Origin of the sequence: Tepidimicrobium xylanilyticum (genome assembly GCF_900106765.1) — a bacterium.
Taxonomy (GTDB): Bacteria; Bacillota; Clostridia; order Tissierellales; family Tepidimicrobiaceae; genus Tepidimicrobium; species Tepidimicrobium xylanilyticum.
Genome location: NZ_FNNG01000002.1, coordinates 307,913 through 322,729 on the forward strand (window position 1 = coordinate 307,913; position 14,817 = coordinate 322,729).

Annotated in this window: 14 protein-coding genes; 4 read left to right on the forward strand and 10 right to left on the reverse strand. The window is 33.4% G+C overall.

Translation table 11 applies throughout. The annotated features are described in order from the left end of the window. Window positions 1-9: 9 nt before the first annotated feature. The 3 genes from BLV68_RS03725 to BLV68_RS03735 all read left to right on the forward strand — a co-directional run bounded on the left by BLV68_RS03725 (window position 10) and on the right by BLV68_RS03735 (window position 3,244). Window positions 10-1,017, forward strand: coding sequence for an alpha/beta hydrolase (locus BLV68_RS03725; protein ID WP_093751030.1), 1,008 nt, complete (start codon window positions 10-12; stop codon window positions 1,015-1,017). Window positions 1,018-1,030: 13 nt separating this feature from the next. Continuing rightward, window positions 1,031-2,014 (forward strand): alpha/beta hydrolase, encoded by a 984-nt coding sequence (locus BLV68_RS03730; RefSeq protein ID WP_093751032.1) that lies wholly within the window; start codon window positions 1,031-1,033, stop codon window positions 2,012-2,014. A gap of 210 nt (window positions 2,015-2,224) precedes the next feature. Next, window positions 2,225-3,244 (forward strand): D-alanine--D-alanine ligase family protein, encoded by a 1,020-nt coding sequence (locus BLV68_RS03735; protein WP_093751034.1) that lies wholly within the window; start codon window positions 2,225-2,227, stop codon window positions 3,242-3,244. Window positions 3,245-3,272: 28 nt separating this feature from the next. On the opposite strand, the gene BLV68_RS03740 is transcribed toward BLV68_RS03735, so the two are convergent. Continuing rightward, window positions 3,273-4,196 (reverse strand): VanW family protein, encoded by a 924-nt coding sequence (locus tag BLV68_RS03740; protein ID WP_093751036.1) that lies wholly within the window; start codon window positions 4,194-4,196, stop codon window positions 3,273-3,275. A 149-nt stretch (window positions 4,197-4,345) separates the two neighbouring features. On the opposite strand from BLV68_RS03740, the gene BLV68_RS03745 reads away from it, so the two are divergent. Further along, window positions 4,346-4,909: a glycerol-3-phosphate responsive antiterminator gene (locus BLV68_RS03745; protein ID WP_093751038.1), complete on the forward strand. Its 564-nt coding sequence runs from the start codon at window positions 4,346-4,348 to the stop codon at window positions 4,907-4,909. A 43-nt stretch (window positions 4,910-4,952) separates the two neighbouring features. Here the strand turns inward: BLV68_RS03745 and BLV68_RS03750 are convergent, their stop codons facing one another. The 9 genes from BLV68_RS03750 to BLV68_RS03790 all read right to left on the reverse strand — a co-directional run bounded on the left by BLV68_RS03750 (window position 4,953) and on the right by BLV68_RS03790 (window position 14,772). Continuing rightward, complete coding sequence (locus BLV68_RS03750; protein ID WP_093751040.1) at window positions 4,953-5,720, reverse strand: LytR/AlgR family response regulator transcription factor; 768 nt, start codon at window positions 5,718-5,720, stop codon at window positions 4,953-4,955. Continuing rightward, the gene (locus BLV68_RS03755) at window positions 5,717-7,408 is read right to left on the reverse strand and encodes a sensor histidine kinase (protein WP_093751042.1); all 1,692 of its coding nucleotides are present in this window, start codon (window positions 7,406-7,408) and stop codon (window positions 5,717-5,719) included. The genes BLV68_RS03750 and BLV68_RS03755 overlap by 4 nt, the downstream gene beginning before the upstream one ends. A 108-nt stretch (window positions 7,409-7,516) precedes the next feature. Next, window positions 7,517-9,010 (reverse strand): hypothetical protein, encoded by a 1,494-nt coding sequence (locus BLV68_RS03760; RefSeq protein ID WP_093751044.1) that lies wholly within the window; start codon window positions 9,008-9,010, stop codon window positions 7,517-7,519. Further along, window positions 9,010-10,413: a sensor histidine kinase gene (locus BLV68_RS03765; protein WP_093751046.1), complete on the reverse strand. Its 1,404-nt coding sequence runs from the start codon at window positions 10,411-10,413 to the stop codon at window positions 9,010-9,012. Before BLV68_RS03765 ends, BLV68_RS03760 begins: the two co-directional genes overlap by 1 nt. A gap of 16 nt (window positions 10,414-10,429) precedes the next feature. Beyond that, complete coding sequence (locus BLV68_RS03770; RefSeq protein ID WP_093751048.1) at window positions 10,430-11,128, reverse strand: response regulator transcription factor; 699 nt, start codon at window positions 11,126-11,128, stop codon at window positions 10,430-10,432. A 45-nt stretch (window positions 11,129-11,173) separates the two neighbouring features. After that, window positions 11,174-12,061, reverse strand: coding sequence for a polysaccharide deacetylase family protein (locus tag BLV68_RS03775; protein ID WP_093751050.1), 888 nt, complete (start codon window positions 12,059-12,061; stop codon window positions 11,174-11,176). 155 nt (window positions 12,062-12,216) lie between these two features. Next, complete coding sequence (locus BLV68_RS03780) at window positions 12,217-12,540, reverse strand: hypothetical protein (protein ID WP_093751052.1); 324 nt, start codon at window positions 12,538-12,540, stop codon at window positions 12,217-12,219. 62 nt (window positions 12,541-12,602) lie between these two features. After that, entirely contained in the window at window positions 12,603-14,330 is a 1,728-nt protein-coding gene (locus BLV68_RS03785; protein WP_093751054.1) for an ABC transporter ATP-binding protein, read from the reverse strand. 1 nt (window position 14,331) lies between these two features. Then, window positions 14,332-14,772 (reverse strand): MarR family winged helix-turn-helix transcriptional regulator, encoded by a 441-nt coding sequence (locus BLV68_RS03790; protein ID WP_093751056.1) that lies wholly within the window; start codon window positions 14,770-14,772, stop codon window positions 14,332-14,334. Window positions 14,773-14,817: the final 45 nt, after the last annotated feature.

Below are 14,817 nucleotides of genomic sequence, written 5' to 3' on the forward strand. Positions count from 1 at the left end.
GGGATAGGTATGAAGATTAACTTTAATTATCAAAAGAAGCAAATCAATTATGTATCTGGATATATATTTAAGGGAAAAAACTACAGATGTAGTTATATTAGATATAAAACTTTATATGAGAACTATGCATCTGGTACGGAAAATGTTGAGCTATATTTTTTCCAACCAAAAAAAGAGGCTATAGCTTCTACTTTAGTCCTTCATGGACTGGGTAGTAGAAATATTAAATTCTTGTTGTGGCTTGGTCCCCACTTGGCCAATGCAGGAGTCAATACCTCCATATTGATACTTCCTGGTAATTATACTAGAGTAGAAAATAATTCTGTTAGCGGGAAAAGCTATTTATATCCCGACATGGATAAAATGTATCAGTTTTGGGAACATGGAGTTGTTGACACATTGACTACTATCGATTTACTAGAACAGTCTAATGTCTGGAAGGCCAATAATATACTCCTTGGATACTGTTTAGGTGGGATGCTTTCCACAATTGTAGGTACTATAGATTCTAGAATAAATCACCTATTGTTTATGACCACTGGCGGCCATTTACCCAGGATACTTCACGAATCTCCTGCCACTAATTTTGTAAGAAAGATGTTTCAAAAGGGCTTTAAAGCAGATTATTATTTAGATAATAGAGAAAAGCTCTATGATATATATGATAAAGAGTTTTCATTGGTTAAAAATATGTCCTTTGAGGAAATTATAACCAATAAACAAATTCATCCTCTATTTAAAATCGACCCCATATCCTATGCCCATTTGTTGGATATGAAGAAAGTTACTTTTATAGATGCATATTTTGATCACACTTTACCTATTCCGTCTAGGAAAATTTTATATAATGAAATGTATGGCTCTAATAGGAAGGTGCTGCCTATAAGCCATGTTAACTGGCTACCCTTTGCATATTTTTTAGCAAAATACATGCTTCATAAGCTTAATGTCAATGATAAAGAAATTAAAAGGGCACTGCTTACTAGGGAAGTTATAGAAAATCCATTAGAAAAATAATTGGTGGCTGAATATGGACAAAATTAGAAAGAGTTTAAGAAAATCTTATTTTGTAGTCAATAAGATATATTTGTTCTTAATTTTTCTTCTTCTTTCTATAGAAGATATAAGCTTAGGTTTTTATTATTTTTTAATCTCTTCATTTATATACCTGTTGAAAGTTTTTAGGTCTAAGGTTCCCATAGAGGTTGATAGGGAATTTGAAGTTAAAACTTTCGTCTATAAAAAGACTGTTAATAAAGAACTCAAATTAGACCTTTACCTCCCTTATAAGGCTGGCAATAAAAATCCGTTAGTCTTCTTCTGTCATGGAGGCGGTTGGATTTCAGGCTTTAGGAACCAACCTAATAACGTATCTTGGTGTAAATTTCTTGCTTCTAAAGGGTTAGCTGTTGTAAGTATCGACTATAGATATGGATATAAAAATACCATGGAGGATATATTGTCCGATTATACTGATGCACTGAACTATGTGAAAGCAAATCACAATCAGCTTTCTATTGATAAGGATAGAATAGTTTTAATGGGATTGTCTGCAGGAGGTCACCTTTCTTTACTATATTCTACTTATCATACCAATAAAATGAATGAAAAAGAGATGGAAGGAATTAAGGGAGTAGTGGCCTACTACCCTCCTACAAATTTAAACCACATATTCACCTCTGAAAACAAGTCTATATTTGCAAAATTTGCAGCAATGCAAACTTTAAAGGGAAGGCCTGTTGACAATAAAGCGATTTATGATTACTATTCTCCCATTACTTGGGTAAGTCCGAGTATGGTCCCCTGCTTAATAGTCCATGGGAAGTTGGATAATGTGGTACCATTCAATTCCTCTTCAATGTTTGTTAAGGCTTTAAAAGACAATAAAGTTAAGCATATTTTTCTAGTTCATAAAAAAGGTGGACATTCCTTCGACACTAGATTTAAGGATATTGGGACAGTTACAATATTGGAAAGAACTGTAGGCTTTATTAGAAAGGCTGTGAATATGTAGAGGCTGATCCTATGATCATATTTCCAATATACTAAGAAAGTTAATTAAACATTGGTAAAATTAGGTTATATGAATATTTTAGAAATGGGTATAGAGACTTTAGGTTATTCTGTAAAGAATTTAGCTTGACTACATTTGTTTTTGATGTATCCTCAATATGATCGTAATTAGCTTATTTGCTTATAAATAGGGATAAAGGGGGAATGTTTATTGAAAATTGCAATTGTAACAGATAAATCCAGAATGGATTTTATACCATCGGAAGAAGGTTTTAAGGAAGATGAACAGAAGAGAAAAACCTTAGAAGAACTAAGTTCAATCCTTTCTCGTAAATATGATTGCATCTCCTTAATTGCCGATGACAATATAATTAACCAGCTGAAAGCTGAGAATGTAGACCTAGTCTTTAATCTGTGTAATGGAATAAAAGGAGATAGTAAACTTGCCCAATTACCCGCTCTTCTAGAATATGCCTGTATACCTTACACCGGTTCTTCTATACTAGGTCATACTCTTGCCATAAATAAAGTTTACTCATCAAAGATTTTCAAGGCAAATGATATACCTATACCCGACTTCGTTCCAATCTACAATATTGATCAACTTGAGAACTTAAGTATGAAGTTTCCAATTCTGATAAAGCCTAACGATGAAGGCTCCAGTAGGGGGATTCATCAAGATAGCTTGGTATTCGACATGGATAGCCTAATTAAAAAGGTTTCTGAAGAGTTGGAAATATATAACCCACCTATTATGTTGACTAAGTATATTGAAGGAAGAGAATTTTCTGTAGGCATTATTGGGAATGGAGAAGATTTAATGGTATTGCCCATTCAAGAATTAGACCTTTCTAATCTTCCTGAGAATTTCAATAAATTCTACAGTTTCGAAGTTAAGGCTTATTTAAAAGATAGGACTATATACCATATTCCAGCTAGACTAACCGATGAAGAAAAAAAACTTTTGGAAAACACCGCGATAAAAGCTTTTAAAGCTTTAGGCTTAAGAGATTATGCTAGAGTGGATATTATACTAAAGGATGGCATTCCTCATGTATTGGAAGTAAACTCACTTCCTGGACTTATGAAAGGCAAAAGCTCTTTATATAGGATGGCTGAAGCTACCGACTTGGGATATGAGGGTTTAGTATTAAAGATAGTAGAAACTGCCATTAAAAGATATCAGTTTGAAAACAACACCTTTGATGGCCCAAGGATAGTCAATATTTAATAAAGCTTAGAAGGACACTCCCTTATCCCTATCTATTAACTTCTATTACATAGGGTAAAGGGAGGTACCTACTAATTCCCAGATTCTTAGTTACTGTAGTGCCATCTTCGTATTTTATGATTACCGTGGATTCTACAGTAGCTCCGTCTATTCCTTTAAGAATTACCTTTTCCTCTCCTTCTGACAAATACTTGTTGACTTCATAATGAACAGGAGCTTTAACCTTATCTATAATATTGTGATGCCATTCTACCTTAGGGGGCTTTTTCTGACCATAAAACCCGATATATAGTCTATGCCCTACTAGCTCAGACCATATTAATATAGGGAAATCCTTATTATTCTTAAATTTAAAATCCTTACTTCCATATGCTACCGTAGCATCCTGACCATAGGGGACATAATTAACAGGCATAGAATGATTATGTCTTTCAATGATTTCTAAATCGCTTAGTATTGCTACGTTATATAATGTGGATGCAATTTTACATACCCCTCCACCTTCCGACTGAACGATATTTGGTCCTGCAAAGGAGGCTCCCATTTTATATCCTCTATCTTTGGTATAGGGTCCGATTTGTTCATTCTGAGAAAATATCTCTTGTGGAGGAATCACTATCCCCTTCACCGATTCTGATGCTAATTTTACATTGTATTCTTCTCCAGGTAATGGATCTACTAAGACTGAACAGAAAGCTGCCATCAATACATTAGCATTGTTTTGTCTCTGAGCCTGTAAGAATTTTTCATCATTAATCCAAGGGAGGTTGTTAACCCTGCCAGATGTATTGGGCACATCTATCTGAATTTCTTCTGGTTTAGCTTCGTCGATTTTTATTTCGATACCCTCCTCTTTTATAGCTTCCACATCCGTTTTTTCAGGTGTATAGGATTCTAAGGCAAGTAGCATGGCTAAATTAGCTAGAAAGGTTGATATTTTATCCTTAGACATTTATTATCCTCCATTTCTTCTTGCTATATATAATAGTTTCTATTAGAAATTAGAAAATATGCATCTATATTTACCTAGCCAAATTAATATGATAGAATATTTACAAAATAGTTTTGCTTTTTTTAATCTTCAAATACCGAGGTGGTTTTTTGAGAAATTTGTATGATCGAATAATGTCTAATCCAATTATAGCTGCAATAAAAGACTTAGACCAATTAGAAGACGTTCTAAACTCTCCTTGTGAATTAATATTTTTATTGACTGGGAATATTTTCAATTTAAAGGAGATAGCTAATAGAATAAAACAAAAAGGCAAAAGCCTTTATATTGCCATAGATTTAATAGACGGATTTTCCAAAGATACCTGGGGATTAGAATATATCATTAAAAACATACATCCAGATGGAATAATAACTGCAAAGGAGAATTTAGTGAAGCTTAGCAAAGATTTAGGCGCTTTTACCATCTTAAGATTATATATAACAGATTCTAAAACTTTAGAGTCTGGAATAATGTCTATTAAATCGACACGACCTCATGCAGTAGAAATTCTACCTGGAATTATGCCAAAAGTCATAGAAAGAGTATATAGAAGTACAAATATTCCTATTATTGCTAGTGGGCTCATTATGGATGAAGAAGATGTTGTTAATAGTCTAAATTCAGGAGCTATAGCCGTATCCAGTAGCAATAAAGATATATGGTATATTTAAAGTAAAAACTCCTACCTAAATAGGCGGGAGTTTTTATCATTTCTCAACTTATATTCATCAATTCCTTAAATTCCTTCGATTGACTTCTGCTTACTGGTATTTTAACATTTGCACCCTTTAAGGTAACATTAAAAGTAGAATTAAACCAAGGCTCTATAACCTCTATCATGTTTAAATTTATCAAAAAAGATTTATGAGACCTGAAAAAAGTATATTTGTCTAATTTATCGCTGAGTTGGCTTAATGTATAGTTTACTATGAATTTCCCCTTTGAACTAACTATTACCGTATTTTTATCTTCTACCGTGGCATATATAATTTCTTTTGTATCTAATGGAATAAGCCTTCCTTTTTCATAAACACATATCCTAGTAAGGTTGTTTTCATCCTTATAGTTCATATTGTCGATTAAATTTCTCAATTTATAATAATACTCTTTTCTTTCATTGGCTAAATTCATCATAATCTTTCCCATCCCTTTTTCCATCCGTTCTTCAGAGACAGGCTTCAATATATAATCTACTGCATTAACTTCAAAAGCTTCTATAGCATATTGTTCGTAAGCTGTTACAAAGACTATATAGGGTCTATGGAGACTATCCAATATTCTTCTAGCTACATCTATTCCATTAAGTTTTGGCATTTGAATGTCTAAGAAGAGTAAATCTGGTTTCAACTTTTCATTTAATTCTAAAGCCTGCTCTCCATGAAATGCCTCCGCTATTATTTCTATTCCTTGAAATTTACCTAAAATATATTTGAGTTCTTCCCGGGCAGGAGCTTCATCATCTACAATTAATGTTCGTATCATACTGCTAACCTCCTCTCCTTTTTAGGAATCCTCATCTTCACTCTTGTACCCTGACCTATCTTACTTTCTATTATTAATCCATACTCTTTGCCATACATGGCTTTTAATCTGTTGTTTACATTATTAAGTCCTATTCCAGTAGAAACTTGGTCATTGAGTAAAGAAGACAATAGCTCCTCGCTCATTCCTATTCCGTCATCCTCCACTATCAACTCCGTTTCTCGACCATTATCTATAGCTTTGATCTGTACTGTTCCTCCGTCAACCTTTTCAAAAATACCATGCTTAACGGCATTTTCCACCAATGGCTGCAATAATAATGGAGGTAAGATGCAATCAATCTTATCTGGAATATCAAAGACTATGTTTAACTTATCCCCAAATCTAGCCTTTTCGATCTCTAAATATGATTTTATATTCTCCAATTCTTTATATAAATCTACTTCATTGTTGCTCTCTTGAAGATTGTTTCTAAAATAATTGCTTAAATGGATTAATAATCTCCTAGCATTATCAGGCTGAGTTCTTATTAGAGAGACTATTGTGTTAATAGCATTAAATAGAAAATGGGGATTAATCTGGGCTTGTAAAGCTTTTAGTTCAGATTTTGCTAGCAATTCCGACTGATAATCAATTTTGCTAAGTTCTAATTGGGTAGAAAATAGCTGGCCTAACCCTAAAGCTAGTGCAGATTCCACTTGTGTAATAGAATTTTCTTGATCTTTATACATTTTCAAAGTACCTACTACTTTATCCCCTTCCATTAAAGGGATTATTATCGCAGATTTAAGCTCGCATTTTGAATTATCACAATCAATTTCCTCCTTGCTGTTGGCAATAATACAGCGACCATTTTGTATTACTTCTTTTGTCAAATTAGTCCTAATAGGGCTACCAGCTAGATGATGTTCTTCTCCTAAGCCAACATGGGCCAATATCTTTTCTTTATCTGTAATGGCAACGGCTTTTACCCCTGTCATATTCTTGATGATTTTGACTACTTCCAAGGCTGTCTTTTCGTTTAATCCCTTCCTAAAATACTTTAATGTCTTATTTGCTATTTTTAATGCTAGTTGAGCTTGGGATGCTTCTGCTCTTTCCAAGTCTTTAATTACACTATGGATTATGGATATACAGACTGCTATTCCTAGTCCATTAGCAACAATCATTGGCAAACCAATTATCTTCACAAGCTCTAATGCATCAGAGAAGGGTTTTGAGAATGTTATTATTATGAGCATCTGCCATACTTCAGCCACCATTCCCGTTACTAAGGCAAAGAGCATTTTATTATCCGTCTTGTCTATTCCCTTTTTCAAGAATCCAGCCATGATCCCTTCTGTAAAGGTGGAAAGTGAACAAGAAAAAGCGGTAAAACCACCAATATCTATTAAATATCTATGACCTCCTGCTATGAGCCCTGATAAGGTCCCAACTATAGGTCCTCCTAATAATCCACCTACAAAAACTCCTATTACTCTCGCATTAGCAATAGCTCCTCTTATTGGTATTCCGGTATAGGTCCCGATAATTCCATAAAGGCCAAAAATGAAGGCTAAGAGCATTTTATCCCTAAAATCTATATTCTGTTTAGCAACTAATCTTCTAAAAGGCTTCATTCGAGTCATTATGAAGGACAGTAACATAATTAGTCCTACCCGACTGAGTAGGTTTTGAAACATAATCATTAACAGAGGAAACACCCCCACATTAAGGTTCATATCAATTTTATTATAGTCCACTATTTAATTATTTACAATATTCTATATTATTGAAAAAAATCAGCAACAAGTAAGTCAGTTGCTGATATTCTTCAAAAATTCATCTTCCCATATTTTAGGATATCTTCCTACAGCCCACTCAGCCATTATTACTTTCTCGGCTGGTTTTAATTTAATATTTTCCATTGGCTTTTCGCTAATATTGTCTCCCTCCAGAGTATATATGAAAATATCATTTTGAGTTAATACGATTAAAATATCTTCATTTGGAGAAGTAAATGCATCTAAGGCTTCTGGAATTTTTGCTTTTATCTTATTCCAAGGAATGGCTAATTCATCATAATAGACTACCTCTTTTGGAGGTATGGCTTTAATATTGAAATTCTTATAGCTATAAATGCCATTTTCTATAAAATTAACCCTACCATTGAAAATCCAATGGCCATTCTTCCTGAATAAGCCAAAACTCTCTTCGTCTGGTTTAATATCTATAAGACTGTTTTTATATTCTTCCTTATCAGGCAACACTTCCCTATTAAATCCTTCCATGAAAGCTTCTCTTCCCATTTCACCCATCACGTCTAGGATTTGAAGGGGTTTTGATTTTCCAATGCTGTCAACTGGATAAAACTCCAATAACCTCTCCCCTCTGCTTCTATAATGGATATTTTCAATGGAAATATAATCATTTCCCACATATAATATGTTCTTAATAGTACTATCCAACTTTGCTTCTATTATTAATTTATCCTCCTCTTCCACTGCCATAGACTTATTTAGTGGATATACAATTATATTATCATTTATCTTTCCATCTACTACCTGCCTATCTACTTTAACCTTCCAAAATCCCGTTCTTCTAGGTAACAATATATTTTCCATTTCATATATGCTAACAATCTCCCTATTAACGCTTCTTATAAATAGGGTTCTGTAATTCCATTTTTCTGCACCTTTTTGGCTATTTTCCAAATCTAAAGATTTTAAACCTAGTAAAACTCCAGTCATTATACTTTCCTCGCTAGTTAATTCAGCAGTTTCAATTGAAACATTTCCCTCATGAGCTAGAGTATCCATCTGTATAAGCTCCACATCATCTGATGTTTTTTTCAATGTAAAAAATACTCCATTAATATTAACCAATATAGTATCATCGGAGACCTTTAAAAATTCGTAGAAAAACTGTTCTAATCCGCTAACGGATATTACTTCAATTTCACCTGATTCTAAATTTAATATCTCTGGAACAATTTTATAATGATATTTTAAATACTCCTCTACATCTACCTTTTTCAACCTAAAAGATGGCTGGATGCAATTTTCATCGCCTATTGTCACGAATTCTTCGTGAAATATAGCCTCCAACCCAATATAAGACTGAGCTTTCTCCTCGTCCATATTACTTATGGCATTTAATTTATAGTCGGTAAATACCCATCTGCCACAAATAGGTATATTGTTGTTCCTAGGCGATTCTATACTGTCATGTAGCTCAATACTTTTCATACTACATGAAGTCGTTAGAAGCATCATGATAAAAAAGAACATTAATGTTAACTTCTTTCTCATTAGTTCTCCACTCCTTCTATGGGGATGGTTACCATCACTTTAGTGCCTTCATTTAATCTGCTCTCAATTTGCATGGTACCATTATGCAATTTAATTATTTCATCACATATAGATAGACCTAAACCACTACTGGCTTTGCTACTTTTCCCTTTATAGAACTTCTCTTTTATATAAGGTAAGTCATCTTCACCTATACCACAGCCATTATCTATTACCTCTATTAATAGGTCCTGTCCATTATCTCTAGCATTTAATGTGACCTTTCCCCCTTCAGGAGTAAACTTAAAGGCATTATCCAATAAATTGATCAATACCTGTTTTATTCTATTCCCATCGGCATAAATAGGAGGTAATTTAAAATCACAATTGACATTGAATTCAATGTCTTTGCTTTCCGCATTAAATTGAAATTGCTTGCCAACCTGCCTTATGGATTCTGCTATATTTATCTTTTTCTTCTCTAAAGTAATTCTACCGGATACAAATCTAGAAAAATCAAGCAATTCCTCTACCATATTAGATAACCGGTCGCTTTCTTTTTCTATTATATCTAATCCATCCACTAGAAGCTCTTCATCCCTCGTGTTATCAGATTTTAAAGTTATAGCCCAGCCTTTGATGGAGGTTAAGGGAGTTCTCAATTCATGAGATATGGAAGATATGAAATCATTTTTAAGCTGTTCTTTTCTAATCAATTCTTCAGCCATATAATTTAAAGTATCAGATAGTTTACCTATCTCATCATCAGATCTTTTTTTGGTTCTAATCTTCAAATTACCACCTGCCATTTTTTCAGCCACTTCAGTAACCTCTCTTAATGGATGAATTATGGTATTAGCAAGGAATATACTTATTACTCCAGATATTAAAACTGCTATTAATCCTACTATTGTAAAAACTTTGGTAATATTTCCTATAATGATATTTATATTTCTAAGAGTTGAAATAAACCTTAAAACCCCTATTATTTCATCTTCGACTATTATAGGATAGGCTACTGCCATTACTGGAGAATTGTCATATTCTACATTCCCAATCCAGGTTCCCTTATTGCCTTCTAAAGCTTTTGCTACATCTAAGGTGTTGATTGGATCAGAGAAATGTGACACACCAATGGAATCCATTAACACTTTCCCTTCACTGTCTAATATTTGAACTTGAGCTTTAGTCTGTCGCCAAAAAACATCTATATCATCCATAATAATCTCTTTCAATGAATTAGATGAAAAGTATCGAGAATAAAAATCTGCAGAAAGGGTTATTTGATTGGAGAGTATTTCCTCTAAACCTTTATAATAATATTGCTTTACTGCATTTGCTAGAAAAACCTCTAATATTAATACTGTCATAATTATTACCAACATAAAATTACCAACTAACCTTTTTTTGATGCTAGTTCTCATTCTGTTCCTCCTAGGATTACATTTTCTTTCTCCACCTATATCCTACGCCCCAAACGGTTTCTATATACTGAGGATTGCTAGCATCCTCTTCAATCTTCGACCTTAATCTTCTCACGTTTACATCTACTATCTTAGAGTCGCCCATAAAATCGTATCCCCATACAATATTGAGTATTTCATCTCTTGTAAAGGCTCTACCAGGATTCTCAATAAAGAGCTGTATTATAGAATATTCTGTTGGGGTTAATTCAATTTCCCTATCTCCCTTATAAAACTTTCTGGAATACTTATCTATCCTAAAAGGACCTTCAACTATCGCATCCTGATTCTCATCCTTCTTATAATCCATTCGCCTTAAGAGGGACTTTACCCTTAGAACCAATTCGATGGGATTGAATGGTTTTACCATATAGTCATCTGAGCCATACTCTAATCCCATTATCTTATCTATGTCCTGGGATTTAGCAGTAAGCATTATTATTCCAATAGCAGGATACTTTTCCCTAAGTATTTTACAGACCTGAAATCCATCTATTCCAGGTAGCATAATGTCCAACACTACAACATCTATATCTGTAGACCCAACTATATCCAAGCCTTCTTCCCCGGTGGTTGCTTCCTCTACAATGAATCCTTCCCTTTCTAAATTGATTCTTACGAATTTTCTAATATGCTCTTCATCTTCTACCACAAGAATTCTCTTATCAGTTATCATTTTATTACCTCCAAATGAAAAATACAAAGTAATTGCATATAGCAATTACTTTAAAGTATGAAATTCATAGCCTTGTTCCTGCAAATATTCGATTATATAGGGTAATGCTTCAGGTGTTGTATATTTAGCATCTGTATCATGCATCAAAATTATCAGTTCCTTTTGTCCTCTAAAGGTATTTTTGAATCTCTGTATCAATCTTTCTTTAGAAAACAGATAACCTTCTGCATCTCCGTTTAAGGAATTCCAATCATAATAGATATATCCCTTTTCCTCTATTGCTTTTCTAAAAGGAGCTCTTTTATCTCCAAAAGAACCCCCAGGAAACCTAAATAATTTGGAATCAAACTCCTCCCCTAAAACCCTTTTTAAGAGCCTATCTGTGATTTCAACCTCCTTTAACAGATTAGAAGGCTTCCTATATATATAGCCATACCTATGACTATAGGTATGATTTCCAATAGCATGTCCATCCTGATAGGTCCTTTTTAATATCTCAGGATATTTTTCCACAGCAGTTCCTACTACAAAAAAGGTAGCTTTTACATCATATTCCTCTAGGATATCTAGTATTTGGGGAGTAACCTTAGCAGATGGACCATCATCAAAGGTTAGGTAAGCTCTTTTCACATTTTTCTTATCTTCAGTCTCTAGCTCTTCCTGGCGTTTTTTTTCTAATTCCTCTAATTCTCTAATCCTTTCTCTTTCAGCTTCCTGAATCTGTCTTTCATACTGAAGAGCTAAATTAATAGCTGACTTATCTGACATTAAAGAAATGCTCTCTTCAAAATTATCTGCCTCAACTACATCAGTAGCCAACTCCTTATAAAATATATAGGAAGTCCCTAGGAATATCATAATAAAAATAATGGCGAAAATTATTACAAATCTGATTATAGCTAATTTTTTATTGTTTTGCTGATTTCCCTTCATTTAACTACCTCTTTCTCTACATAATCTCTTCCCTTATAAATAGGATACTACAAATTTCGTTTATTTTCATTACAAAGATGGAAATAAATAATTACAAAATAGTTACAAATAAAGTACTAAATAGGCTAATAGAAGCCTATTTATATACTTATAACCTAATAATCTATTCCATAGAAGCCATAAGGATTTACTCGTCTAATTAGTTCCGATATTAGGATTATCGATATGATATCTCTAACCAATCTTCTTCTACCATAAAAGGGCCTTTGGGTTATTCTATATCTACTCCTTCTTTCTATTGGATCCTCATCTATCTCGGGACATTCATAGGCCATCTTCTCATAAATTTCATCAATCATAGATTCCATGTCCTCTTTTGGAATATTTCTTATCTCTTTATTCTTATTCATATATTTATTCACCGAGTCCATGACCTTAGGATAAATCCTATAATATAGTTCTGGATAGTTGTAATCCATAATAAAACCTCCCTTACATATTCAATATATAATATGCATTGGGAGGTTTGATTGATACTTTTTTATGATACTAATCCTCTAAATTGGGATCTATATAGTTTGGCGTATATGTAGCCTCTACGCAGTAATTCTTCATGAGTTCCCCTTTCTTCAATTCCTTCATTGGTCAGTACCACTATTTCATCTGCATTCTTTATGGTAGACAATCTATGAGCTATTATTAAAGTAGTCCTACCCTTTGCTAACTCCTCTAAGGATTCTTGAATCAACATTTCAGTTTCATTGTCCAAAGAAGAAGTTGCTTCATCCAGAATCAGTATTGGAGGGTCTTTTAAGAATAGTCTTGCTATGGAAATCCTCTGTTTCTGTCCACCTGATAGCTTAACTCCCTTTTCCCCTATATAGGTATCATAACCATTAGGAAGGGTCATGATAAAATCATGGATTCTTGCTTTTTTCGCTGCTTCTATTATTTCTGCTTCAGATTTTGAAGGGTCTCCATAGGAAATATTGTCCATTATTGTACCAGTAAACAAGAATACATCTTGTTGAACTATTCCAATATTCTTTCTTAATGATTTAAGGGTAATATCCTGTATATTCTTGCCATCAACCAAAATCTCTCCTTCATTTATATCATAAAAACGAGGTATTAGATGGCATAGTGTAGTTTTACCTGCTCCCGATGGTCCAACTATTGCTACGGTTTTGCCTGCTTCAATCTTTAGATTCAAATTGGATAATATCCTGTTTTCTCCATTAGTATAACTAAAAGAAACATTCTTAAATTCGATATCCCCTTTAACATGGGTCAATTCAATAGCATCTTCCTTATCCTTTATATCTGGTTCTATATTCATTACTTCTATAAACCGTTCAAATCCAGTCATACCGTCTTGATACTGTTGCATGAAATCTGCAAGCCTCCTTATAGGCTGCATAAAAAAGTTAATATATAGGGTATATGCAAGTAAGTCTCCAATGGTAAGATACCCCCTATATACAAAGTAGCCACCTGCACTTATAACTATAAGGTTTAAAACATTAGTCATAAGTCCCATACCTGCTACAAATTCTGCCATAGCTTTGTAGGACTCTTTTCTAGCTTCTTTATATTGACTATTGCCATCCTGGAATTTTTCTATTTCATAGTCCTCGTTGGTAAAAGACTTGGCTACTCTTATTCCCGATATGCTGTTTTCTAATTGGGCATTTACATTGGCAATTTTCCTTCTAACTTCTCTGAAAGAATCCTCCATTTTAAGTCTTTTTCTCATTGCAAATAACACTATTAGTGGAATAAAGGCAAATATGATCAAGGTTAATCTCCATTCAATCCTTACCAACAGGATGAAAGAACCCATTAACATTACTGATGAAATAAACAAATCTTCCGGTCCATGATGAGACAATTCAGTAATATCCCTTAAATCATTTACTATTCTCGACATTATATGACCAGTTTTAGTATTGTCGTAATAGCTGAAAGGTAATGTTTGTAAATGGGTAAAAAGGTCTCTTCTCATATCATGCTCAATATAAACTCCTAGTACATGCCCCCAATAAGAAACTATATAATAACTGATATATCTAAAACCAAACAATATAACCATTATAATAGTCCATTTAAGCAACAAGTCCATCCTTCCAGCAGGTATTATCTCATTGACAATAGTTCTTGATACCATAGGAAATATCAAATCAAAAGCAGAGATTAAAAAAGCAAAAAACATATCTATGAAAAACAGCTTTTTATGGGGTTTGTAATAAGAAATAAATCGCCTTAACATATTAAACCTCCTCCCTTAAATATTTATACAGCTTGCTAAGATTGATTAATAAATTTTCTATTTCTTGTCCCTCCATTTTTTCTAAGGCTTGATAAATAACCCTAGTACTCCTCTCTCTTTTAATGGTCTGAATTAGGTCTAATCCCTTTTCTGTCAATATGACTCTAGTAATCCTTCTATCCTCTGGATCTCCAACCCTTTTAACAAGCTCCTTTTCTTCAAGGCGGGAAATTTTTTCTGATATAGTGTTTTGTGCTCTGCTAAATTTACTAGATATTTCATTGATGGTGGGAGTACCTTTTTTGCACAAAAAAATCAATATGTGAAATTGATCATAAGTTAAACCGTATTCTTGAGCTATTTTATGTCCTTTTTTATGAATAATATCGTTACAGCCTTTGATATAATCTGCAATCATTTCCGACGTTTCTTTTAATTCCATAATATCAACCCCACATTTAGACTTGCTAATATATCGTATAACGAT

Excerpts from the sequence above, each read along its gene's own strand:
- BLV68_RS03755 (WP_093751042.1), bottom strand. The coding sequence starts at position 7,408 with ATGATTATGTTTCAAAACCTACTCAGTCGGGTAGGACTAATTATGTTA.
- BLV68_RS03770 (WP_093751048.1), bottom strand. The coding sequence starts at position 11,128 with ATGATAACTGATAAGAGAATTCTTGTGGTAGAAGATGAAGAGCATATT.
- BLV68_RS03740 (WP_093751036.1), bottom strand. The coding sequence starts at position 4,196 with ATGTCTAAGGATAAAATATCAACCTTTCTAGCTAATTTAGCCATGCTA.
- BLV68_RS03785 (WP_093751054.1), bottom strand. The coding sequence starts at position 14,330 with ATGTTAAGGCGATTTATTTCTTATTACAAACCCCATAAAAAGCTGTTT.
- BLV68_RS03760 (WP_093751044.1), bottom strand. The coding sequence starts at position 9,010 with ATGAGAAAGAAGTTAACATTAATGTTCTTTTTTATCATGATGCTTCTA.
- BLV68_RS03725 (WP_093751030.1), top strand. The coding sequence starts at position 10 with ATGAAGATTAACTTTAATTATCAAAAGAAGCAAATCAATTATGTATCT.
- BLV68_RS03750 (WP_093751040.1), bottom strand. The coding sequence starts at position 5,720 with ATGATACGAACATTAATTGTAGATGATGAAGCTCCTGCCCGGGAAGAA.
- BLV68_RS03730 (WP_093751032.1), top strand. The coding sequence starts at position 1,031 with ATGGACAAAATTAGAAAGAGTTTAAGAAAATCTTATTTTGTAGTCAAT.
- BLV68_RS03780 (WP_093751052.1), bottom strand. The coding sequence starts at position 12,540 with ATGGATTACAACTATCCAGAACTATATTATAGGATTTATCCTAAGGTC.
- BLV68_RS03765 (WP_093751046.1), bottom strand. The coding sequence starts at position 10,413 with ATGAGAACTAGCATCAAAAAAAGGTTAGTTGGTAATTTTATGTTGGTA.
- BLV68_RS03775 (WP_093751050.1), bottom strand. The coding sequence starts at position 12,061 with ATGAAGGGAAATCAGCAAAACAATAAAAAATTAGCTATAATCAGATTT.
- BLV68_RS03790 (WP_093751056.1), bottom strand. The coding sequence starts at position 14,772 with ATGGAATTAAAAGAAACGTCGGAAATGATTGCAGATTATATCAAAGGC.